The following is a 20,974-nucleotide window of genomic DNA, read 5'->3' as shown; positions in this document are numbered from 1 at the left end:
GTGATCATCATGCCTCAGCGACGGCCGCCTCGGCGGCTCCAGCCGCGGTGAGCGCCGTCACCGAAGCCGGGATGAGCGGAAGGCGTACCGCTGGAGTTTGAAGACGGCCGTGCGCGTGGAGAACAGCCTTGATCACCGTGGGGTTGGGCTCGGCGAACAGCGTGGCCGCAAGCCGGGCGAGGCGGTGGCCGAGGCCGGGACGCCAGTCGGCGATCAGCTCCGCGAACGCCCGGGTGGCCAGGTGTGCGCTGGCCATGATGCCGCCGTGCGCGCCCAGCGCGAGCAGCGGCGAGATGAACTGGTCGTCGCCGCCGAGGATGGCGACCGGCGGCGGATCGGCCAGGAACTCCATCGTCGTGGCGTCGATGCCGCCGACGGCGTACTTGAAGCCCGCGATGTCGGGGATCGCCGCGATGTCGCGCAACGCGCTCGCCGACAGCGGCTGCCCCGTGCGGTACGGAACGTGGTAGACGACCAGCGGGACCGGGCTCAGCTGAGCCGTCCGCTCGAAGTACGCCACCACGCCCGCCTCGCCCGGCCGCACGAACGGCGGGACGAGGGTCAGCGCCGCGACCGCCTCCGGCCGGTCCGCCAGGTGACCAAGCTCGTCCGGGGTGTTGGCGCCGACGATCATCGGTGCCCTGCGCTCCCGGCAGACGGCGCTGACCACGTCGAGGACGTCGCGCTTCTCCGCCGCTGTGAGCGCGGACGGCTCGGCCGTCGTCCCGAGCGCGACGAGGCCGGTCGCCCCGTCGTCGAGGACTTGGCCGGCCAGCTTCGTCAGGCCGTCGAGATCGACGGCGTCGCTACGGTCGAAAGGAGTGATCATGGGGACGAACAGGCCGCTCAACGTCATGCTCCCAGCTTCGCGCCGATGACTCGGTAGCACCAGTTCGGCTTTCTGAGGTGATGCGTAAGCTGAGCTGATGCTTGACGTCCGGCGGCTGATGCTCCTGCGCGACCTGGCCCGGCTCGGCACGATCGCGGCCGTCGCCGAGGCGCACACCTACACGGCGTCTGCGGTGTCGCAGCAGCTCACCGCGTTGCAACGGGAGGCGGGCGTACCGCTGATCGAGCGCGCCGGCCGCACCGTCCAGCTCACCGCCGCCGGCCGTGTCCTCGCCGGGCATGCCGAGACCGTGCTCGCCGCGTTGGAGGCCGCCTCGGCCAGCGTCGCCGCCGTCCAGGGCAGCCTGCGCATCGGCGCTTTCCCGTCCGCGGTGCGTACGCTGCTCCCGGCCGCGCTCGTGACGCTGGCCGACCGGCATCCCGGGCTCGACCTGACCGTCCACGAACTCGACCCGGCCGCCATGGCGGTCCGGCTACTCGACCGCAGCCTCGACGTCGCCCTGATGCAGAGCTACGACCTGCTGCCGCTCACGCCGGAGGCCGGACTGTCCACGGTCGACCTGCTGGCCGAGACGGTCTACCTCGCAGGACCGCCCGCGCGAGCCGGTGAGCTTTCCTTGGCGGACTGCGCCGAGCGCGTCTGGATCGCGGGCAGCCCGGGGACGCTGTGTCACTCGGTGACCTTGCAGGCGTGCCACCTCGCCGGGTACGCACCCCGCATCCGTCACCACGTCGACGACTTCACCGCCGTCCTGGCTCTGGTAGCCGCCGGTCGCGGAGTCGCACTCGTGCCGTCGCTCGGCGTCGTGCCGACGCCCGGGGTGACGCTCACGCCGTTACCGCTGCAGCGGCGTACCCACGTCGCCTTCCGCTCCGGCTCCGGCGGGCATCCGGCCGTGGCCGCCTGCGTCTCGGCGCTCCGCGACGCCGCGCCCGCCGACAGTTTGCGGGTCGTTTGAGGTCAGAGCACCGCGATCGGGTTCACCGGCGAACCCGTGCCGGCCGGGATACGAAGGGGAGCGACGACGCAGAGGAACGACCATCGGTCGTGCTGCGCGCACAGCGTACGCAGATCCTCCAGGTACAAGTAGTCGATGAGCGGGACACCGAGGGCGTTGACGGCGAGCACGTGCACGGGGAAGTCGACGACCCCGCTCGGCGGCGCGGTGTCGTTGTTGCCGTCGCTGCCGAGGACCGCGACCTGACGATCGGCGACGTACTCCAGCGCGGTGGGATGCAGGCCGGCCCGCGCCGACGCCGTGTCCCACGGGCCCAGGGCTTTGCGGCGACGCCGGTGTCCGACCCGGACGAACAGCAGGTCGCCGGGCTTCACCTGAACGTGCTGGGCCTCCTCCGCCGCGACGAGATCCGCCGCGGTCACCTGGTCGCCCGGCCTCAGCCAGCGTTCTTCACGCACCCGGGGGATGTCGAGCAGGACGCCGCGGCCGACGATCCCGTCCCGCATGACATCCACGGACAGCGCGGGCGCCCCGTCCCGCTCGACAGCGTCCACCTGTACGCCGTTGTAGAGCTTGCCGTCGTAGATGACGTGGCAGAGCGCGTCGAGATGAGTGTCCGCGTTGCCGTGAACGTTCATCGCCAGCCGGTCGAAGGCGAAGTGCACGCCGGGCTCGTCGCGATGGTCGGCCGGCGAGCTGATCATCTCGTGACGCCAGGGTTGTGGGTTGTCGACGGTGACGTCGGTCGACACGGGAACGGCCAGGGAGACCGAGCGGCCCAGCCGAACCTCTTCCATGGCGGCTCGCACGGTGGACGGCGTGATGTAGTTCAATGCGCCCCGGCGATCCGCCTCTCCCCAGTCGGCACGCCCCCGCAGCCGTTCGAACAGTGCCGCGAAGCCCGCCGCGTCTAGCTCGGGTGCGTTCACGACCGATGCGTTCCTGCTCATTTCGGCAGGATAGGCGGCACTGAAGATCGTCATCCGGGAATCGGCGAGGCGCTGTCGCCAACGGGCGGCGTGATGCCGATAACGCCGCAGTTGTCCGCCGTTGATCGGCATAATCGTGGCCGTGATCATGGTGGCTGGCCGACAACGGCTTCGGCGCCTGACCCGGTCGCAACGACCGGCGCCTGTTCGCGAGGTGCCAGCTAGTTGATCTTGGCGAGTTTCGGTTGCCATAGCGACCTTTACTCGCCAAGATCAACTCCGCGAGAGCGTCTGGGTCAGCTCCTCCAGGGAAGCCAGGCGCTGCTCGGGGTCGAGGTGCCCGGCGACGGCGACCAGCAGCAGTTCGGTCACCGCGATGGAGAGCATCATCGGGTCGATCGGCCCGGCGGCTTCGCGGGGCAGCCGGATGAGGACGTCGGCGTACTCGGCGAGCGGGGACTCCCAGGCGTCGGTGATCAGTAGCAGCCGGGCGCCGCGGTCGCGGGCGGCGGTGACGAACCGCGCCGTCTGCTCCGAATAACGCCGGAAGTCGTACGCCACCAGGAGATCAGCGCCGGTGACGTCGAGCAGCACCCGGGCGCGTTCGGGGATCGACCCCGGGAGGTGGCGTACGCCGGGCCGCAGGCTGGCCACCTGTCGCACGAGGTATTCGGCGGCCAGTTCGCTGAGCCGCCCGCCCACCGCCCAGACCGATCCGGCCTGCGCGATCCGGGTCGCCGCCGCGCTGAGCTGGGCCCCGGTCACCGCGGCGAGGCATTCGTCGAGCGCCGTCCGCAGTTGACCGGCAGCGGATTCCACATCGGACGGTTCGTCGACGAACGCCCGGAGCCGGGAGCGGGCGCCGGTGCGTACCGCCTCCTGGAACTCCGCGAAGCCGGCGAAGCCGAGCCGCCCGACCAGCCGGGAGGCGGTCGGCGGGCTGACGCCCGCGCGGTCGGCCAGCGTACGCAGCGACCCGAGCGCGGCGTAGGGATAGTCGTCCAGCAGCACCCGGGCGATCGCCCGCTCCCCTTGCGGAAGGTCGGCATAGATCTCGCCCAGCCGGGCCGCCACGTCAGAACTCACGTAACGAATGTTACACGCAAAGCCTATAGCGCCGGATGGCGGAACAAATGTTAGAGTCGCCAGCCATGACCCCCATGACTCCTTGGCGTGGACTGCTCCTCAGCGACTACCGGCAGCTGCTGCCCGTGACCCCCGAGACACCGGCGATCACCCTCGGCGAGGGCGGCACACCGCTGCTGCACTCGGCGTACCTGTCTGACCGGACGCGGTGCGACGTGTGGCTGAAGGTCGACGGGGCCAACCCGACGGGTTCGTTCAAGGACCGAGGGATGACTGTCGCGATCAGCCGCGCCGTGGAGGCCGGTTCGAAGCTGGTCCTCTGCGCGTCCACCGGGAACACGAGCGCCTCGGCGGCCGCGTACGCCGCCCGCGCCGGGATCGAGGCCGCGGTGCTCGTCCCGGCCGGAGCGGTGGCCCGGGGCAAGCTCGCCCAGGCCGCCCGCTACGCCGCACGGATCATCGAGGTGGCGGGGAACTTCGACGACTGCATCCGCATCGCCCGGGAAATGGCGGCGCACCATCCGGTGACGCTGGTCAACTCGGTCGGCAACGAGCTGCGGCTGGCCGGTCAGCGAACGGTGGCGTACGAGATCGTCGACGCGCTCGGCGGCGCGCCGGACATCCACTGCCTGCCGGTCGGCAACGGCGGGAACATCACCGCCACCTGGACCGGCTACCGGGCGTACGCCGAGAAACCGCCGAAGATCTGGGGATTCCAGGCGGCGGGTGCCGCGCCCTTCGTCCATGGTGGACCAGTCGAGCGGCCGGAGACCGATGCGACGGCGATCCGGGTGGGCGCCCCGGCGACGTGGACGCCCGCGCTGGCCGCTCGCGACGAGTCCGGCGGGCTGATCGGTTCGGTCACCGACGAGGAGATCTTCTCGGCGTACCGGGAGTTGGGCCGCCACGACGGCGTCTTCGCCGAGCCGGCGTCGGCCGCGGGCGTAGCCGGGCTGCTCCGCCGGTACGCGGACGGCGCCCTGCCCGCGGGGCTGCGCGTCGTCATCACCCTCACCGGCAACGGGCTCAAGGACACCGAAGCCGCCCTGCGCGACGGGTACGCCGCCACCGCCGCCGGCCCGACGACGGGTGAGGTCGCCCGCGAACTCGGCCTCTGACGGGTGCCAGGCTGACCCAAAGCGCCCGACTCACAGCGCCCGACTCACAGCAGCCGAGTCAAAGCCGCCGATTCAAAGCGGCCGACTCAAGCGCCGAGTCACAGCGGCCGAGTCAAAGCGGCCGAGTCAAGCGCCGAGTCACAGCGCCCGGCTCAAGCGCCGAGTCACAGCGGCCGACTCTGACCGGCCGACTCAGAGCGGATCGGACAGCCCGATGGGCGGGCCGGTGAAGTCCAGCCAGTTCGGCCATCCGACGCCGGCGATCCTGGCCGCGTCGACCGGCCCGGTCAGCTCCGCGACCTGCTCGAAGAATCGTTCGATGCCGGCCGGGGTGGTGACGACCAGCAGTCGCCCCGGCTCGTCGCCGACGTTTTGGAAGGCGTGCGGCAGCCCTCTCGGCCCGAAGGCCAGACCGCCGGTCGACGCGTACAGCATGTCGTCGCCCGCCTTGAACCGGAACTCGCCCGCGAGCACGTACCACAGCTCGTCGTCGCGCAGGTGGCTGTGCAGGCCGGGACCGGCCTTGGGCGGGACGGCGAACTGCAGCACCGTCATCGCCCCGTTGGTCTGCCGGGTGTCGGCCTTGATCGTCACCTCGCCGCCGATCGGCGCGGGCAGGGTCACGCCGTCGCCCGCAGCCACGGCGAACGCACTCGTCATGTCCTCAGGCTAGGCCGTGGCCCCGGTCAGGGACGGGCAATCCGGTAGCCGACGCCGGGGGTGGTGGTGATGACGGGCGGGTCGCCGAGTTTGCGCCGCACCCGGCCCACCGTCACGGTGACGGTGTTGGTGAACGGGTCGGCGTTCTCGTCCCAGACCTGTTCCAGCAGCGCTTCTGCACTGAGGAAGCCCGGACTCGCCCGCAGCAGCGCTTCGAGCACCGCGAACTCCTTGACCGACAGGTCGAGGGCGTGTCCGTCGCGGGTCGCCGTGCGGCGTACCGGGTCCAGGTCGATGCCGGCCACACGCAGGGTGCGCGGCCGGGCGTCGGGCTGCCGCCGGGCGAGCGCGCGGATGCGCAGCACCAGTTCCGGGAAGTGGAAGGGTTTGGCGAGGTAGTCGTCCGCGCCGAGGGTCAGGCCGCTCACCCGGTCGCCCGGCGCGCTCGCCGCGGTCAGCATCAGCACCATCGGGCGTTCGGCACGCTCGGTGATCATCTGGCACAGCGTGTCGCCGTGCAGTCCGGGCAGGTCTCGGTCCAGCACCACCACGTCGTACGCGGTGTGGTCGAGCTTGGCGGCGGCGGACAGCCCGTCGGCCGCACGGTCGACGGCCATCCCCTGATCACGCAGACCTTCGGCGACGACCTCAGCCAGCGCCGGGTCGTCCTCGACGACGAGGATCCTCATGCCGCGACCAGTGCCTCGGACGCCACCGGCAGGGTGACGGCGGCCCGCAGCCCGCCGGTCGGGCGGGCCCGCAAGGTGAGCCGGCCACCGTGGGCCGCCGCGACGGCTGCCACAATGGACAATCCCAGCCCCGACGACCCGGTACGCTCGGCGCCCAGCCGTTCGAACGGCCGGGCCAGCCGGTCGACCTGCCGTTGGTCGAGCACTTCCCCACCGGTTTCCACGACCAGCTCGGCGACGCCGTCGAGCGCGTGGCCGGAGATCGAGATCCAGCCCGACGGCTCGTTGTGCACCACGGCGTTGTCGACGAGGTTGCCGACGAGCCGGGCCAGCAGGGCGGGGCTGCCCTCGACCACGACGGATTCGGGCACGTCGACCGTCAGGGTGAGCCCGTCGGCCGGGCGCGCGGCCAGGGCCGCCGTGACGAGGTCGTGCAGGGGAACCGGGGCGTTGTCGGCCAGCGCGCCGTGCTGTGCCCGGGCCAGCACGAGGAACCCGTCGAGCAGATGATCTACCCGGTCCAGCTGCGTACGCATCCGGTCGGCCAGCACGACGGTGGCCGTGGGCGCGTCGGGTTTGGCGACCGCGACGTCCAGCGAGGCCCGCATCGTGGCCAGTGGCGTACGCAGTTCGTGGGAGGCGTTGGCGACGAACCGGCGTTGGGCGTCGAACGAGGTCTCCAGCCGTTCCAGCAGTTCGTCGATCGTGTCGGCGAGGTCTTTCACCTCGTCGGACGGGCCGTCGACGGCCAGCCGCAGGTCGAGGTCGTCGGCCGTGATCCGCCGGGTCGCGGCCGTGATCGTCCGGAGCGGCCGCAGCACCCGGCGCGCCAGTGCCCGGCCGAGCAGCACGGACACGACGGCCATCGCGATCATCGCGATCAGGGCGCCGATCAGCAGCTGCCGGTTCTGCTCGGTGTGCACCGCCGCGAGCTGCTCCTCCAGCACGCGGACCCGCTCCTCGACGGCCGCGTTCGCCGTCGTGGTGTTGTCGGGCGCTGCCTGTGTCTGGCTTGCCCCGCCGGCCAGCAGGATCGTCAGCCCGAGCAACCCGGCTCCGGACAGGAGGAACACAACCGCGTACAAGAGGGTGAATCGCACCCCCACGGTCCCACCGCGAATCGCTCGGCGCAGCCTGATCATGCCCCAAGGATGCCCCGCCCGACCTAACAACGGCATGACAACCGCGGTTCGGGCGGTGTTACGGCGTGCTCCGTAGAACCGACGCCATGACGAAGAAGACACTCCTCGCGCTGGCTGCCGCCGTGCTGAGCGTGGTGGCCCTGGGCCTGCTGTACGCCTTCGGCAACCAGTCCTCGTGCGACGGCCCGTGCCCGGCGGCCGCCCAGGACAGCGGCGGCGCACTGGTCAGTGACCGGTTCTGGTTCCGGCATCGCGACCTGGGGGCGACCGGCGCGATCACGGTCCGGCTGACCTCCATGACCGGCACGATCACCTATCCCCCGCCGGACCACGACGAGATCGTGCCAGGGCTGACGCCGTGGGCGAAGGTCGGCGTCATCGTCAAGGACGGCGTACGCCCAGGGTCGCCATATGCCGCGCTCGTGATGACCGGCAGCCACGGCGTCCGGTTCCAGTACGCCTACACCGAAGACGTCGCCGGGGCGGCCGGATCGGCGAGTGGCGTGTCGGAGCAGTCCCCGCGCTGGCTTCGCCTGAGGCGTACCGGGGACACCGTCGAGGGCTTCGAGTCGGCCGACGGCACGACCTGGCGGAAGGTCGGATCGGCCAGGCTGCCGGGGTTGCCCGAGACTGCTCAGGTGGGTCTGCTCGCCACCTCGCCCGGCGACTTGTCACTGCGGGAGATCGGGCTCGGCGGAGGTCTGGAGGAGGTCCGGTTCACCCAGGCCGTCGGCGTCTTCGACAAGATCACGACCGAGGGAACGACGGCGGGAGGCGGCGACTGGCAGAGTGCGGCCGTCGGCGACATGAACCACACCGACTGGGAGAAGTTCCACACGGCGTCCGGGGCGAGCGAGCAGAACGGCGTGGTGACGATCGCCGGCACCGGCGACATCGGCCCGATCTCCGAGGACGGCGGGATCTCCGCTGAACGGACGCTGTCGGGGCTGCTGGTGGCGCTGATCATCCTGCTCGTCGTCGGTGCCCGGCACGGGGCGCGTACCGCTGGTGCGGGCGGCGACCTGCGCCGGGGCGCAGTGCGGATCGGGGTGGCCGCGTTCGCCACCGCGCTGGTGGCCATCGGTGTGACCGTGCCGGTGAGCATGGCGATCCTGGCCGGCAAGGACATCCCGGTCGATCAGTTGCCGATGCTCACCGGCGTACGCGTCGTCCTGGGGCTCGCGGCGGTTCTCGCGCTCGCCACGGTGTTCGCGTACGGGCTGGGCGTGGTGCTGCGGCGGGCTTGGACCGCCACCGGAGTCGCACTGGCTTTGGTCGCCCTTCCCTACGCGGTCACGGTCGTGCCGTTCCTGCCCGACGTGGCCGGCACCTGGCTGCTGCGGCTGACGCCGGCCGCAGGCTTCGCGATGCAGCAGACGCTGACCGAGTACGCCCAGGTCACGGCCCATTACACCCCGGCGAACGGGTACTACCCGCTGCCGGGGTGGGCCGGGCTCGCCGTGCTCTGTGCGTACACGGGCGTCGTGCTGGGGATCGCGCTGCGCAGGCGATCCGCGGAGCCCGGCTGGCGTTAGACCGTCAGCGCGCCTCGCGGAGGAAGGCGACGCCGTCGGCCTCCGCGAGGTGTGCCGGATCGAGCGGGAAGTACCCGGCGGTGGCCGGGATTCCGGTGCGTGGAGCGAGGTCCGCGAGCGACGCGGCCAGCGCCGAACCGGTCAGCAGCAGGCGATCCGAGTCGAGCGCGGTCAGCTGTCCCTCCACAGTGTTCGGATCGGGCGTGCCGATCTCCCGGTCGGGCACGGTGCCCAGCCCGGTCGCGATGAAGGCGTAGGCGTCGCCGAGCCGGGTCGCGGCGATCGCGCCCGCACTCCACCAGGCGAGCTTCGGCCCGGCCAGCTCCCAACGGCTGATCTGCCGCTGGAGGTGCGCGTTGGCCGCGAACACCAGTGTCGGGCCGCGCCGCGCCTCACGTTCCACGATAGACAGCAGGTTCTCGGCCATGATCGCGTCCCGCAGGGCCATCAGCCGGTTGATCCGGCCGGGCCAGTCGTGGGCCAGCGCCGCGTGGTACTGCAACAACCGCGCGGCCATCCGCACGTGCAGCTCCGCGCGCCACCAGTCGTCGGCCGAGGTCGCGGCGATCAGACTCGGCGCGGCCAGCAACAGCCCGGCCCGCAGGTCGTCGGCGAGCACGCGCAGCCGCGCGGCCTCGGGCTTCGAACCCACGCCCAACGCCGGCTCCATCGCCGCGGCGGGGTCCTCCCACCGCGCGTCGTCGCCGCACAGACCGTCGATCTCGGCCCGGTCGGCGGGCAGCAGGTCCGGGTCCACCTCGGCCAGATAGTCGTACGCGTAGAGCAGCGGCCCGCGTGGGCTGCGGGCGTACATGTTCTCGGTCGGGGCGTCGAACCCGTAGAACCGCACGTCTTCGTCGCAGTCGCGCAGCCATTCGACGAGTTCCCGGTTGGCGGCGTACGCGCCCCAGCCGTGGCTGATGCCACGAGCGAGAACCTCGTCGAGATCCCCCTTTCCGGTAGCCACGTAGTCCGCCACGAGCAGCCCGGCCAGGCAGTCGCTCTCAATGGCGATCGATCGGAAGCCCGCGTCTTCCACCAGGTATCGCAGGATCTCGTTGCGGAGCCGGGGCACGGTCTGCGGTCCGTGGGTCGGCTCGCCGAGGCCCAGCAGCCGGGGCGGGCGCGGCAAGGTGTCGAAGAAGTCCCGCAGCCCGTCCCGGGTCAGCGGGCGGGCGACGGCGGCCAGGGTGCTGCGATTCGTCATACATTCAACCGTATCGTTGAACCGTCGGTTGAGACTTTTTCTTCCCGTGAGTTCGGAGAGCAGCCGGTAAGCTTCAAACCATGGGTTCCCCTCGGTTGCGCCCGGTCGACCTCGCGCGCGAGCACGGGCTGTCGACCCAGGCCGTCCGCAACTACGAGGACGCCAGCATCCTCCCCCCGGCCCAGCGCTCGGCGTACGGCTATCGTGCCTACTCGGCCACGCACGCCCGGGCGTTGCGGGCGTTCCTGGCCCTGGTCCCCGGCTTCGGGCACGCCACCGCGACGGCGATCATGCAGGCCGTCAACGAGCAGCGCGTCGAGCAGGCTCTGGAGTTGATCGACGCCGGGCACGCCCAGCTCCGGCAGGACCGGCAGACGCTGACCGCCGTGGAGCACGCGTTACGCGACCTGGCCGGGCCCGAACCGGCGACCGGCAGCAGCTTCGTCGGCCCGCTCGCCCGGCGGCTGGGCGTACGCCCGGCGACCCTGCGCAAGTGGGAGCGGGCCGGTCTGCTGCGGCCCCACCGGGACCGCACGACCGGCTACCGGGTGTACGCCGCCGCCGACATCCGCGACGCCCAGCTGGCCCATCAGCTGCGCCGGGGCGGCTACCCCCTGGATCGCATCGCCCTCCTGCTCGACCAGGTACGCACCGCCGGCGGCGTCGAACCGCTGGAAGCCACGCTGGCCGACTGGCGGGCCCGGCTGACCCGGCGCGGCCGGGCGATGCTCGCCGGCGCGGGCCGGCTGGATGCCTATCTCTCGATCGAGCAACCTGACGGCCACGCCGGCGCGTCTTCCTGAACGTGGCAGACGACTGCGACGACGAGGGCTGGCGCGGATCCAGCGGACCGGGCGAGGGCCACTGCCTCGGCGTACTGCCCGGCCTGCGGCTGTTCGACATGACCTGTCACCTGTCGGGCCGGCACTACGGCGGCACCGCCTACCTGCCCGCGTACCAGGTGATCCTGGGCCGGTCGGGTGGCTATCTGCGGCAGGTCAACGGGGTCGAGACGTTCGCCGACGCCACGAGCTGCCTGGTCGCCCGGCCCGGCGACGAGCTGCGGGTCGCGCACCCGATCGGCGGCGGGGACACCTTCACCGCGGTGCAATGGGACGACGAGGTCGAGCTCGAGTTGCCGCACGGCGAGCTGACCGTCGGCGACGCGGGCGACCTGGCCCACCGCGCGCTGGTGGCGGCCTGCCACCGGGGCATCGACTCGTTCGAGCTGGCCGACCGGGTGCACCACCTGCTGCGTACGCTGGCGGCGCAGAGCGCGCCGGACGTCCCGGTCACCGCCCGCCCGGAGACGTGGGTGGCCCATCGCAGGCTCGTCGCGCGGGCGATCGCCGTCCTCATCGGACGCGGTTACACCGTGGGCCTCGACGACCTCGCCGCCGAGGTGGGCGCGTCGGCGCCCCATCTGAGCCGGATCTTCCACACGGTGACCGGGCAGAGTCTGACCGCGTACCGCAACCGGCTGCGGGTCCGGGCCGTGCTCGCCGATCTCGCCGACGGCGCGCCGAACCTGCGCGCGCTCGCCGCCGCCTACGGGTTCGCCGACCAGTCGCATCTCACCCGCGTCATGCGGCGCCACCTCGGCCGGCTGCCTAGCGAGATGCAACAACTCGTACGCCCCAGCTGAGCGGCCGAGCGGCCGAGCACCCGAGCGGCTGGGCGCGTAACCGAGCATGAAAGTCCAACGTGTTCGGCCGGGCCGCCGGACAGCATGAGGGCATGAAGCGACTTCCTCTCCCGATCGCGGCCGGGGTCGTGGTGCTCGCCCTGCTGGGCACGATGGGCGCGGCCGGACCGGTGCACCCGGCCGATCGGCGTAGGCCCGGCGGCGCGGCCGACCCGGCCGGGTTGAGCGACACCGCGCCCTGCCCCGACGCTGATCGGTTCACCTGCGGATATCTGAGCGTGCCGCTGGACCGCAGCGGTCGCGTACCGGGCACGCTGCGGCTGCGGGCGGCCGTCGCCGGTAACCGGGACGCCCACCGGGGCGTGCTCATGTTCCTCACCGGCGGCCCCGGCCAGCCCGGCGTGAGCCTGCTGCCGCGCATCACCGCCCGGATCGCGTACCTGCTTCAGGACTATCAGCTGGTGATGGTCGACCAGCGAGGCACCGGCGAGGCCGCCGTCGACTGCCCGGCGTTGCAGCTGGAGGTCGGCTCCTCCGACGTCACTCCAGCGTCGAGCAGCGCGCTCGACGAATGCGCGGACGTCCTCGGCAAGACCCGGAACTTCTACACCACCGCCGACACGGTGGCCGACCTGGACGCCTTGCGCCAGACCCTCGGCGTACGCGCCTGGACGATGGACGGCGTCTCCTACGGCACCTTCGTCGCCGAGCACTACGGGCTGACCTACCCGCAGCACGTGACGCGCATGGTGCTCGACTCGGTCGTGCCCCAGGACGGGCCGCGGACGCTGTACGCCGACGGGCTCGCACGCTCGGCGTACGTGTTGCGGCAGGCGTGCCAGGAGCAGTCCTGCGGCTTCGACCCCGCCGCCGACCTCGCCCAGGTCGTCCGCTCGACCGAGCTTGGCGTCGGCCTCTACGACCTGATCGTCATCGGCAGCATCGTCGATCCGAAGCTGGCCGGGCCACCGGCGTACTTCCCGGTGCTCAGCCTGATCCACCAGGCCGCCCTGGGTGACGTCGAGCCGCTGGCGCAGGCGGTGGCCGCGATCCAGGGCGGGGCGGACACCCCGATCCAGCAGTACAGCGCCGGGCTGCACATCGCGACGGTCTGCGCCGACCTGACGGACGCGCCCTGGGGCGATTCGGCGACACCGGTCGGGCAGCGGGCGGGCGAACTCGCGGCCGCCGTCGCCGGGCTGTCCGAGCAGTCGGTCTGGCCGTTCACCCGGCAGACCGCGGGCGGACAGGGTCTGGCGCACAACTGCGCCGCCTGGGCGGTGTCCCGGCCGAACCCGTCGCCCCGGCTCCCCCGCTTGACCATGCCGGTGCTGCTCATCGCGGGCGACCGGGACCTGTCCACCCCGTTGCCGTGGGCCCGGGAGCAGGCGGCGCGGACGCCTCGGGGCCGCCTCGTGGTGATCGCCGGAATGGGCCACTCGATCCAGGGACGCGACGCCGCCGGGGACGCTGCGGTACGCGCTTTCCTGCTCACGGACTGCCCGGCCTGACCTCCAGAGCCGGGTTGCGGTGGGCTGCGCGCCAACGGGGGCGCGCAGCCCACCCCGCCGATCAGGCGGACAGCTCCTCGGTCGACGGATAGTCGGCGAAGACGACGTGCAGCCGATTCGCCACGCCTTCCAGGACACGCCGCCGATGCGGCGACGGCTTGCGATGCACCATCACGTACACAGCGCGCAGCACCGCCATCGTGTTGGCGACCGGCGTCGGCAGCGGCCCCGGCTCGCCCGTGGCCAGCAGTTCATCCACAACGGACAACCAGCCGGTGGCGCCCGTGCCGGTCAGCTCCGGCCGCGCCAGGATCCGTGTCATCGCCCGCGCGACCCGATCTTCTTCCAGGTGGGCGTACTGGTAGCCGGTCGGCGCGACGACCCGCTGGGCCACCACCGTCAACAGGTCCGAAAGGTCGGCCGCGGCGACCCTCGGCGAGCCGCCGAACGCCCCGGCCAGATCCGCACCGTGTGCGATCGCGTGCAGCCAGCCGAGCTCGCCGCCCCATCCGTGGATCTCTTGCTCGGCGGGCCACCAGGTCGCGAACGCCACCCGCCAGCGGCGTACGGCGTCGTCGTGGAGGCCGCCGACCTCGGCGTCCCGGTTCACCAGCGCCGCCAGAATCAGCGGAGCGAACGCCCGCGCCTGGACCTCGGAATGGCCGAGCAGCGGCACGAGCCGCTCGCCGACCTCGCCGAGCCGGTCGTCCAGCGCTCCCCGCCGGACCAGGCCCACCAATTCCGTGTACGCCCGCTCGTCGCGGGCCACCGGATCCGGTGAGGTCAGCATCTCCAGCAGCTCGGTGAGGGTGGCACCGCCCGGCGAGTCGATCATGCGCGCCAGCGTAACGGCCGGCGCAGGGTCGCCGATCAGGGCGACAGCGCTGCGCGTACCAGATCACGAAACTCGCTGTCGTCGATCTCAGCCGCCGCCTCCGGGCGGAGCTTGATGGTGCCCTTGCCGGACTTCAGCTCGGGATGACGGGCCAGGAACCCGCCGTCGCGATCCGCGCCCCACCCGTAGAGCGAGACGCCGTGCTGCCAGGAGCCGAGGTAGAGCCGGCGTTTGCCCACCGTGTAGGTGGGCAGGTCGTAGGAGATCGTCACCTGCGCGCCGGGTTGCTCGGCGAGGATGATCCGGTGCAGCCGGTCGAACAGCGGCCGGTTCTCCGCCGGGATGGCCTCCACATAGTCGCGCACGGCAGCGTCCACACCTGCGATTATTCCAGGATCAGTCCGTCACCGCGCCGATGACGAGGCGCAGAATCGGCCGCGGATCGTCGTTCGCGCCCCGCGCGACCCGATGCAGGATCAGGCCCTCGCTCATCGCGATCAGCGCACTGGCAGCCGTCGCCGGGTCGGCCGCGCCGAGGTCCGTCAGCACCGACTCCACCCAGGTACGCATCAGCCGATGGCCGCGCGAGACGGCCGCGCGGACCTGGTCGTCGTGCGCGGCCTCGCTGAACAGGGCCAGCCGGGCAGCGGTGAGGGTGCGACTGGGCCCGGTCGTGTAATCGAGCATCCCGGCCAGCAACTCCACCAGCTCGTCTCCGGTACGCGGGGACATCGGCGGCGCCATCTCGGCCAGTTCCTTCTGCGCCATCCACTCCACCACGCCGACGGTGAGCGCGTCGCGGGTGCGGAAGTAGTTGGAGGTCGAGCCCTTCGGCAGGCCGGCCCGGGCGTCCACCCTGGCGTGGGTCAGCGACCGCAGTCCCTCGGTGCCGATCAGGTCGATCGCGGCGTCCAGGGCGCGCTGGCGGGTGCTCGTCACGTGATCACTATAAACATAGTGACTTCATACTATGATCGTAGTACCGTGAGGTCATGACCAGCGAGTATCCGGAGCCGGCACTGGTCGAGCATCGTCACCTCGACCTGCCGGGTCTGCGTATGCACGTCGCCGAGGCGGGCCGGGGCTCGCCCGTCGTGCTGCTACACGGCGTACCGCAGCACTGGTGGGAGTGGCGGGCCGTGATCCCGGCGCTGGCCAAGGACTATCGCGTGATCGTCCCCGACCTACGCGGCGCGGGCTGGACCCAGGCTCCGGCCACCGGCTACGACCGCGAGACGCTCGTCGGCGACCTGCTCAACCTGCTCGACGCGCTCGGGTTGGACCGCGTCCGGATCGTCGCCCACGACTGGTCGGCCATCGCCGCCTTCCTGCTCTGCCTCGAGCACTCCGACCGGGTCCACTCCTACGTCAGCCTGGCGATCCCCCACCCCTACATGCGGTTCGACGTACGGCTCCTGGGCCGCTTCCGCAACGCCTGGTACCAGCTGCCGCTGCTCACGCCGCTCGTCGGCGTACGCGGTCTCGCCGCCGGGCGGCAATGGCTGGCCCGGCAGATGCTGAGCTATCACGACCGGCCCGGCGCCATCGAAGGGTCCGATCTGGACCTCTTCCTCGCACCGCTCCGCGATCGTGCGTACGCCAAGGCGGTCGCCCGCCTCTATCGTGGCTTCATCCTGCCGACCGGCATCGCCATGATGCGTGGGGCGTACCGGGAGACTCGGCTGACCACGCCGACCTTGGTCCTCACCGGCGAGCACGATCCCGTCGTCCGCGCCGACCTGCTCGGCGGGCCTACCGGCAACGCCGACGACCTCGAGGTACGCGAGATCGCCGGAGCCTCCCATTTCCTCGTCGACGACCAGCCCGAGATCGTGGTGAAACATCTGCTGGAGTTCTTCGCGCGGCACTGATGTCATACCAGCTCGCTACCTTCAGGGGATGCGCTTCGGGATCTACGTCGCGATCCTCGGCGACCTCGCCGACCCTCGCAAGACGGTGCAACTGGCCCGGACTGCCGAGGCGGCCGGCTGGGACGCCCTGTTCGTCTGGGATCACCTGGCCTTCACCTGGGGCCCGCCGGCCGCCGACGCCTGGGTCACGCTGTCCGCCGCCGCGACCGCGACCGACCGGTTGCTCCTCGGCCCGGCGGTGACCCCGCTGGCCCGGCGCCGCCCGGTCGTCGTCGCCCAGACCGTCGCGACCCTCGATCTGCTCAGCTCTGGACGGGTGGTGTTCACCGCCGGCCTCGGTGGTGTCGAAGCCGAGTTCACCGCGTTCGGCGAGAGCGCCGAACCGAAGACGCGCGCGGCGCGGCTCGACGAAGGTCTGTCGATCGTGGACCGCTTGTGGCGGGGCGGATCGGTGACCCACACCGGCGAGCACTATACGGTGGACGGCGTGACGCTGGCTCCACTGCCGGTCACCCGGCCCCGGGTGCCGATCTGGATCGGCGGGTACGCCCCACCGGCGCTGCGCCGGGCAGCCGCCTGGGACGGCTGGGTCGGCGGCGGTGACGACCAGGACGGCCGGATGACGATCAGTCCAGAGAAGCTGCACGACATCGTCGGCGAGATCGGGCGGCACCGGGCGACCATGGACGGCTACGAGGTGGCGTTGTCGGGCGTCAGCACACCGTCTGACGGCTCACTCGTGCAGGCGTACGCCGACGCCGGGTTGACCTGGTGGCTGGAGCACCTGCACAACTACCGCGGCGACTTCGCCACGCTGCTCGAAAGGGTGGCCGCCGGCCCACCCCGCTGACCCGGTGCGGCACTCATCACGCATCTGCGAGGTAGTACTAGCTGTACAGCTTGCAGATGCCAGACATAGGGTGTCGGCATGAGAATCCGCCCGCTCATCGCGACCCTCGCCGCCGCCCTGGCTCTGACCGCCTGCTCCGGGGGGAGCGGTGCTGCCGGGACGTCCGCCACCTCGGGGGCGCCCGGCGTCAGCGGCGATGTCACCGTGTTCGCGGCGGCGTCGCTGACGGAGTCGTTCACGCGGATCGGCAAGGACTTCGAGGCGGCGTACCCGGGGACGAAGGTCACCTTCAACTTCGCGGGCAGTTCCGCGCTGGCCACCCAGATCACCCAGGGCGCGCCGGCCGACCTGTTCGCCGCCGCGAGCCCGGCGACGATGAAGACCGTCACCGACGGCGGGATGGCCGACGGGGAGCCGGTCACCTTCGTGCGCAACCAACTCGTCATCGCCGTGGCCAAGGGCAACCCGAAGGGGATCACCGGCCTGGCCGGTCTCGCCCAGCCAGGGCTGAAGGTCGCGCTCTGCGCCGAGCAGGTCCCCTGTGGGGCGGCGGCGAAGAAGGCCCTGGAGGCGGCCTCGGTCAAGATCACCCCCGTCACGCTGGAGCAGGATGTGAAGGCGGCCCTGCAGAAGGTCAAGCTGGGCGAGGTCGACGCCGCGCTGGTCTACCGCACCGACGCGCTGTCCGCCACGGCCGACGTCGCCGCCGTGGAGTTCCCCGAATCGGCCAAGGCCGTCAACGACTACCCGATCGCGGTACTGAAGAACGCGCCCAACAAGACCGCCGCGCAGAAGCTGCTCGAGTGGATCCGCTCGGACAAGGGCATGGCGGTGCTCACCCAGGCCGGTTTCCAGACTCCGTGATCCGGCATGCTGATCGGGTGAGCAAGGCACGCCGGGGCGCCCGGGCACCGATCGCGCTGCTGATCCCGGCGGCGCTCGGGCTGGCCTTCCTCGTGCTGCCGCTGGCTGGTCTGCTGATCCGGACGCCGTGGCGCAGCCTGCCCGAGCGGCTGGCCGCGCCCGGCGTGCTCGCCGCGTTGCGGCTGTCGCTGCTGACCGCGACACTCGCCACCGTTTTGTGCGTACTGCTGGGTGTGCCGCTGGCGTGGCTGCTCGCGCGGACGGAGTTCCCCGGCCGCCGCTTGGTCCGCGCGCTGGTCACGGTGCCGCTGGTGCTGCCGCCGGTGGTCGGCGGCGTGGCGCTGCTGCTCGTCTTCGGCCGCCGGGGCCTGATCGGCCACTGGCTGGACGCGACGTTCGGGATCACCCTGCCGTTCACGACCGCGGGAGTCGTCGTGGCCGAGGCTTTCGTCGCGATGCCGTTCCTGGTCATCGCGGTCGAGGGCGCTTTGCGCGGTTCGGACACCCGCTACGAGGAGGCGGCGGCGACGCTCGGCGCGAACCGCTTCGCGGTGTTCCGCCGGGTCACGCTGCCGCTGGTCGCGCCGGGGGTGGCCGCCGGGGCCGTGCTCTGCTGGGCCCGCGCGCTCGGGGAGTTCGGGGCGACGATCACGTTCGCGGGCAATTTCCCCGGTCGTACGCAGACGATGCCGTTGGCCGTGTACCTGGCTCTGGAGACCGACCTGGACGCCGCGCTCGTGCTCAGCCTCATTCTGCTGACGGTCTCGGTCGGCATCCTGGCCGCCCTGCGCGACAAATGGATCACGAGCCCGTGACCGGCCTGGACGCGCAGCTGATCGTGCGCCGGGCCGGCGGCTTCCAGCTCGACGTACGCCTGACCGTGGCAGCCGGCGAAGTCGTGGCGTTGCTCGGCCCGAACGGGGCCGGCAAGTCGACCGCCCTGCGGGCGCTGGCGGGACTGCTGCCGCTCAGCGACGGTCACATCACCCTCGACGGCCGAATCCTCGACCGGCCGGGCGACGGCGTACTCGTGCCGCCGGAACGCCGTCCGATCGGCGTCGTCTTCCAGGACTACCTGCTCTTCCCGCACCTGTCCGCGGTGGACAACGTCGCCTTCGGTCCCCGTCATCACGGCCAGCGCACGGCCGAGGCCAGGGCGACCGCAGCGGCCTGGCTGGACCGCGTCGGGTTGGCGGCGTACGCCCGCAGCAAGCCGCGCCAGCTCTCCGGTGGGCAGGCGCAGCGTGTCGCGCTGGCCCGGGCGCTCGCCGTCGAGCCGTCGCTGCTGCTGCTCGACGAGCCCCTGGCCGCCCTCGACGCGCGTACGCGGCTGGAAACCCGGGCGCAGTTGCACCGCCACCTCGGCGACCATCCCGGGGCCACCCTGCTGGTGACCCACGACCCCCTCGACGCGCTGGTCCTGGCCGATCGCCTGATCATCGTGGAGGACGGCGTCGTCGTGCAGGAGGGCGACGCCGCGGCGATCACGGCCCGGCCGCGAACGGACTACGTCGCGCAGTTGGTGGGCCTGAACCTCTATCGCGGGCACGCCGACGGCCACAGCATCACGGTGGCCGGCGGCTTCACCCTGACCGCCGCCGACACCGTACGCGGAGACGCGTTCGTCGCTTTCCCGCCGAGCGCGCTGGCGCTGTATCCGAACCAGCCCGACGGCAGCCCCCGCAACACCTGGCCCGCCACCATCACCGGCGTCCAGCAGCACGGCGACTACCTGCGTATCCAGCTCTCCGGGCCGATCGAGGCGGCCGCCGACATCACCCCGGCCGCCGCCGTACGCCTCCAGCTGAGTCCCGGTCAGCCCGTCTGGGCCGCGGTGAAAGCGACCGAGACCCGGGCGTACCCGGCCTGACCTCGATCTGGCCAACGGTCTGCTACTGGGTCCGCGCGGCCGTCAGTCGGGCGCGGCCCGCCTCACTTCTCGCTGAAGGTACGCGTCTCGGCCACGATCGAGGCGGTCACCTTGTGCATACCCTTGCCCGCGCTCAGTGCTCGCCGCTGGCGTTCGGCCGATGTGCCGCGCTTGGCGAGCTCCAGCAACGCCTCATCCACGTACGCGTCGTCGCCGGACGCCTCCAGCGCCGGGCGGACGTGGCGGATGAAGCGGCGTACCAGGTCCTTGGAGGCCACGGCGTCCCCGGCGACCGCGTCGACCAGCTTGCCGCGTATCCCCGAACGAGCGGCCCGCCAGGTCGCACCGCGCAGCAGCTCGTCGGCGACGTCGGGAATCGGCTCGCCGCGTTCCTCCTCGTCAGCCGCGGTGACCACGAGCGCTCGCGCGAGCGCCGCGATGAGCAGGACGTCGTCGAGCAGTGGGCAGGCGTCGGCGATGCGGATCTCCAGCGTCGGATAGCGCTGCGACGGCCGGACGTCGTAGTAGATCATCCCGTAGTCGCCGATGACCCCGGACGTGATCAGCTTGTCGACCCGTCGGTGGTAATCCGTGCGGTCGGCGAACAGCGGCATCGGACCCGAGGTCGGCCACCGGGACAGCACGACCGCCCGGTAGGAGGCGTACCCGGTGTCCTGGTTCTGGAAGTAGGGCGACCCGCCGGAGAGCGCGAGCAGCACCGGCAGCCAGCCGCGGATCCGCCGGATCAGATGGAAGGCCAGTTCCTCGTCCGGTACGCCCACCTGCACCTGGCACGCACAGACCTGCTGCTCGACGGCGAGCCGGCGGTACTCGTCGGAGATGCGGCGGTAGCGCTCGTCGGGGTAGACCGGCGCGGTGACGATGCCGCAGTCGGGCACCGTCCCGGCCGCGGCGATCCACAGCCCGACCCGGTCGCCGGCCTGGATCAGCGTCGTCCGGGTCGCGATCAGCGCCTGCCGCAACTCGTCCAGGTCGTGACAGACCGGGGTCGCGGTCTCCACCATCGCCTGCTGGAACTCCTGGTTCGGCAGACCGAACACGTCGTGTGCCCCGAAGGCGGCCAACAGCTGCCGCGCGCCCGGCGCGAGCCGGCCGGTAGCGGGGTTGAGCAGGTGGAATTCCTCCTCCACCCCGAAGGTCAGCCCGACGCCGCGGTCCATGCTTCTACCATGTCAGGTGAGATAGCGGCATTAACACCCAATGCCGGATTCATACCCCAAGACCAGCTTTTATGGTATTGATGCGTCCTCCCCAGGAGACGGTGACGCCGGCGGCCACCAGACCAGGTGGCGACACGCCGGCGTACACATCCGTCCATAAAGGATACATAGAC

General features: G+C 71.6%; 22 protein-coding genes. 11 read left to right on the top strand and 11 right to left on the bottom strand.

What is annotated here, in order from left to right:
• Positions 1–7 precede the first annotated feature (7 nt).
• The gene (locus HDA40_RS37270; RefSeq protein WP_253762576.1) at positions 8–856 is read right to left on the bottom strand and encodes a dihydrodipicolinate synthase family protein; all 849 of its coding nucleotides are present in this window, start codon (positions 854–856) and stop codon (positions 8–10) included.
• Positions 857–926: 70 nt separating this feature from the next.
• Here HDA40_RS37270 and HDA40_RS37265 point away from each other — a divergent pair, with 70 nt between their 5' ends.
• Positions 927–1,808 (top strand): LysR family transcriptional regulator, encoded by an 882-nt coding sequence (locus HDA40_RS37265; RefSeq protein WP_253762575.1) that lies wholly within the window; start codon positions 927–929, stop codon positions 1,806–1,808.
• 2 nt (positions 1,809–1,810) lie between these two features.
• On the opposite strand, the gene HDA40_RS37260 is transcribed toward HDA40_RS37265, so the two are convergent.
• Positions 1,811–2,758 carry a cyclase family protein gene (locus HDA40_RS37260; RefSeq protein WP_253762574.1) on the bottom strand — a complete coding sequence of 316 codons (948 nt, stop codon included), beginning with the start codon at positions 2,756–2,758 and terminating at the stop codon, positions 1,811–1,813.
• A 252-nt stretch (positions 2,759–3,010) separates the two neighbouring features.
• On the bottom strand, positions 3,011–3,823 hold the full coding sequence (locus HDA40_RS37255) for a MurR/RpiR family transcriptional regulator (RefSeq protein ID WP_253762573.1): 813 nt from the start codon (positions 3,821–3,823) through the stop codon (positions 3,011–3,013).
• A 74-nt stretch (positions 3,824–3,897) separates the two neighbouring features.
• Here HDA40_RS37255 and thrC point away from each other — a divergent pair, with 74 nt between their 5' ends.
• Positions 3,898–4,941 carry a threonine synthase gene (thrC, locus tag HDA40_RS37250; RefSeq protein ID WP_253763940.1) on the top strand — a complete coding sequence of 348 codons (1,044 nt, stop codon included), beginning with the start codon at positions 3,898–3,900 and terminating at the stop codon, positions 4,939–4,941.
• Between the two features lie 192 nt (positions 4,942–5,133).
• On the opposite strand, the gene HDA40_RS37245 is transcribed toward thrC, so the two are convergent.
• From HDA40_RS37245 to HDA40_RS37235, 3 genes are read right to left on the bottom strand one after another with little or no spacing between them, the layout of a single operon-like run.
• Positions 5,134–5,601 (bottom strand): cupin domain-containing protein, encoded by a 468-nt coding sequence (locus HDA40_RS37245; RefSeq protein ID WP_253762572.1) that lies wholly within the window; start codon positions 5,599–5,601, stop codon positions 5,134–5,136.
• 26 nt (positions 5,602–5,627) lie between these two features.
• Positions 5,628–6,290: a response regulator transcription factor gene (locus HDA40_RS37240; protein ID WP_253762571.1), complete on the bottom strand. Its 663-nt coding sequence runs from the start codon at positions 6,288–6,290 to the stop codon at positions 5,628–5,630.
• A complete protein-coding gene (locus HDA40_RS37235) occupies positions 6,287–7,432 on the bottom strand; it encodes a sensor histidine kinase (protein WP_253762570.1) in 1,146 nt (381 codons plus the stop codon). The genes HDA40_RS37240 and HDA40_RS37235 overlap by 4 nt, the downstream gene beginning before the upstream one ends.
• Positions 7,433–7,518: 86 nt before the next feature.
• Here HDA40_RS37235 and HDA40_RS37230 point away from each other — a divergent pair, with 86 nt between their 5' ends.
• Positions 7,519–8,967 (top strand): DUF1349 domain-containing protein, encoded by a 1,449-nt coding sequence (locus tag HDA40_RS37230; protein ID WP_253762569.1) that lies wholly within the window; start codon positions 7,519–7,521, stop codon positions 8,965–8,967.
• Between the two features lie 4 nt (positions 8,968–8,971).
• Here the strand turns inward: HDA40_RS37230 and HDA40_RS37225 are convergent, their stop codons facing one another.
• A complete protein-coding gene (locus tag HDA40_RS37225) occupies positions 8,972–10,174 on the bottom strand; it encodes an erythromycin esterase family protein (protein WP_253762568.1) in 1,203 nt (400 codons plus the stop codon).
• A gap of 80 nt (positions 10,175–10,254) precedes the next feature.
• Between HDA40_RS37225 and HDA40_RS37220 the strand changes: the two genes are divergently transcribed.
• From HDA40_RS37220 to HDA40_RS37210, 3 genes are all read left to right on the top strand, one after another.
• Entirely contained in the window at positions 10,255–10,977 is a 723-nt protein-coding gene (locus tag HDA40_RS37220) for a TioE family transcriptional regulator (RefSeq protein WP_253762567.1), read from the top strand.
• A gap of 2 nt (positions 10,978–10,979) precedes the next feature.
• A complete protein-coding gene (locus HDA40_RS37215) occupies positions 10,980–11,819 on the top strand; it encodes a helix-turn-helix transcriptional regulator (protein ID WP_253762566.1) in 840 nt (279 codons plus the stop codon).
• A 92-nt stretch (positions 11,820–11,911) separates the two neighbouring features.
• Positions 11,912–13,330 (top strand): alpha/beta fold hydrolase, encoded by a 1,419-nt coding sequence (locus HDA40_RS37210; protein WP_253762565.1) that lies wholly within the window; start codon positions 11,912–11,914, stop codon positions 13,328–13,330.
• 61 nt (positions 13,331–13,391) lie between these two features.
• On the opposite strand, the gene HDA40_RS37205 is transcribed toward HDA40_RS37210, so the two are convergent.
• From HDA40_RS37205 to HDA40_RS37195, 3 genes are read right to left on the bottom strand one after another with little or no spacing between them, the layout of a single operon-like run.
• On the bottom strand, positions 13,392–14,165 hold the full coding sequence (locus HDA40_RS37205; RefSeq protein ID WP_253762564.1) for a DUF2785 domain-containing protein: 774 nt from the start codon (positions 14,163–14,165) through the stop codon (positions 13,392–13,394).
• Between the two features lie 35 nt (positions 14,166–14,200).
• A complete protein-coding gene (locus tag HDA40_RS37200; RefSeq protein ID WP_253762563.1) occupies positions 14,201–14,542 on the bottom strand; it encodes a DUF1801 domain-containing protein in 342 nt (113 codons plus the stop codon).
• A 19-nt stretch (positions 14,543–14,561) separates the two neighbouring features.
• Positions 14,562–15,104 (bottom strand): TetR/AcrR family transcriptional regulator, encoded by a 543-nt coding sequence (locus HDA40_RS37195; protein ID WP_253762562.1) that lies wholly within the window; start codon positions 15,102–15,104, stop codon positions 14,562–14,564.
• Between the two features lie 53 nt (positions 15,105–15,157).
• On the opposite strand from HDA40_RS37195, the gene HDA40_RS37190 reads away from it, so the two are divergent.
• The 5 genes from HDA40_RS37190 (at position 15,158) to HDA40_RS37170 (ending at position 19,620) form a co-directional block, all read left to right on the top strand.
• Complete coding sequence (locus HDA40_RS37190) at positions 15,158–16,036, top strand: alpha/beta fold hydrolase (RefSeq protein ID WP_253762561.1); 879 nt, start codon at positions 15,158–15,160, stop codon at positions 16,034–16,036.
• A gap of 28 nt (positions 16,037–16,064) precedes the next feature.
• Positions 16,065–16,886, top strand: coding sequence for an LLM class flavin-dependent oxidoreductase (locus HDA40_RS37185; protein WP_253762560.1), 822 nt, complete (start codon positions 16,065–16,067; stop codon positions 16,884–16,886).
• 78 nt (positions 16,887–16,964) lie between these two features.
• Positions 16,965–17,750 carry a molybdate ABC transporter substrate-binding protein gene (gene modA, locus HDA40_RS37180; RefSeq protein ID WP_253762559.1) on the top strand — a complete coding sequence of 262 codons (786 nt, stop codon included), beginning with the start codon at positions 16,965–16,967 and terminating at the stop codon, positions 17,748–17,750.
• Between the two features lie 17 nt (positions 17,751–17,767).
• On the top strand, positions 17,768–18,565 hold the full coding sequence (locus HDA40_RS37175) for an ABC transporter permease (RefSeq protein ID WP_253762558.1): 798 nt from the start codon (positions 17,768–17,770) through the stop codon (positions 18,563–18,565).
• Positions 18,547–19,620, top strand: a complete 1,074-nt coding sequence (locus HDA40_RS37170) for an ABC transporter ATP-binding protein (protein WP_253762557.1) — start codon at positions 18,547–18,549, stop codon at positions 19,618–19,620. Before HDA40_RS37175 ends, HDA40_RS37170 begins: the two co-directional genes overlap by 19 nt.
• A gap of 62 nt (positions 19,621–19,682) precedes the next feature.
• Here HDA40_RS37170 and HDA40_RS37165 read toward each other — a convergent pair whose 3' ends face one another.
• On the bottom strand, positions 19,683–20,801 hold the full coding sequence (locus HDA40_RS37165; protein WP_253762556.1) for a carboxylate-amine ligase: 1,119 nt from the start codon (positions 20,799–20,801) through the stop codon (positions 19,683–19,685).
• Between the last annotated feature and the right edge of the window lie 173 nt (positions 20,802–20,974).

It is taken from the genome of Hamadaea flava (assembly GCF_024172085.1).
In the GTDB taxonomy this organism is placed as follows: domain Bacteria; phylum Actinomycetota; class Actinomycetes; order Mycobacteriales; family Micromonosporaceae; genus Hamadaea; species Hamadaea flava.
Note: the sequence above shows the minus strand (reverse complement) of the source record. Positions and strands in the feature narration are given on the sequence as shown.

Excerpts from the sequence above, each read along its gene's own strand:
- HDA40_RS37270 (WP_253762576.1), bottom strand. The coding sequence starts at position 856 with ATGACGTTGAGCGGCCTGTTCGTCCCCATGATCACTCCTTTCGACCGT.
- HDA40_RS37265 (WP_253762575.1), top strand. The coding sequence starts at position 927 with ATGCTTGACGTCCGGCGGCTGATGCTCCTGCGCGACCTGGCCCGGCTC.
- HDA40_RS37260 (WP_253762574.1), bottom strand. The coding sequence starts at position 2,758 with ATGAGCAGGAACGCATCGGTCGTGAACGCACCCGAGCTAGACGCGGCG.
- thrC (WP_253763940.1), top strand. The coding sequence starts at position 3,898 with ATGACTCCTTGGCGTGGACTGCTCCTCAGCGACTACCGGCAGCTGCTG.
- HDA40_RS37245 (WP_253762572.1), bottom strand. The coding sequence starts at position 5,601 with ATGACGAGTGCGTTCGCCGTGGCTGCGGGCGACGGCGTGACCCTGCCC.
- HDA40_RS37240 (WP_253762571.1), bottom strand. The coding sequence starts at position 6,290 with ATGAGGATCCTCGTCGTCGAGGACGACCCGGCGCTGGCTGAGGTCGTC.
- HDA40_RS37235 (WP_253762570.1), bottom strand. The coding sequence starts at position 7,432 with ATGATCAGGCTGCGCCGAGCGATTCGCGGTGGGACCGTGGGGGTGCGA.
- HDA40_RS37230 (WP_253762569.1), top strand. The coding sequence starts at position 7,519 with ATGACGAAGAAGACACTCCTCGCGCTGGCTGCCGCCGTGCTGAGCGTG.
- HDA40_RS37225 (WP_253762568.1), bottom strand. The coding sequence starts at position 10,174 with ATGACGAATCGCAGCACCCTGGCCGCCGTCGCCCGCCCGCTGACCCGG.
- HDA40_RS37220 (WP_253762567.1), top strand. The coding sequence starts at position 10,255 with ATGGGTTCCCCTCGGTTGCGCCCGGTCGACCTCGCGCGCGAGCACGGG.
- HDA40_RS37210 (WP_253762565.1), top strand. The coding sequence starts at position 11,912 with ATGAAGCGACTTCCTCTCCCGATCGCGGCCGGGGTCGTGGTGCTCGCC.
- HDA40_RS37205 (WP_253762564.1), bottom strand. The coding sequence starts at position 14,165 with ATGATCGACTCGCCGGGCGGTGCCACCCTCACCGAGCTGCTGGAGATG.
- HDA40_RS37190 (WP_253762561.1), top strand. The coding sequence starts at position 15,158 with ATGACCAGCGAGTATCCGGAGCCGGCACTGGTCGAGCATCGTCACCTC.
- HDA40_RS37185 (WP_253762560.1), top strand. The coding sequence starts at position 16,065 with ATGCGCTTCGGGATCTACGTCGCGATCCTCGGCGACCTCGCCGACCCT.
- modA (WP_253762559.1), top strand. The coding sequence starts at position 16,965 with ATGAGAATCCGCCCGCTCATCGCGACCCTCGCCGCCGCCCTGGCTCTG.
- HDA40_RS37170 (WP_253762557.1), top strand. The coding sequence starts at position 18,547 with ATGGATCACGAGCCCGTGACCGGCCTGGACGCGCAGCTGATCGTGCGC.
- HDA40_RS37165 (WP_253762556.1), bottom strand. The coding sequence starts at position 20,801 with ATGGACCGCGGCGTCGGGCTGACCTTCGGGGTGGAGGAGGAATTCCAC.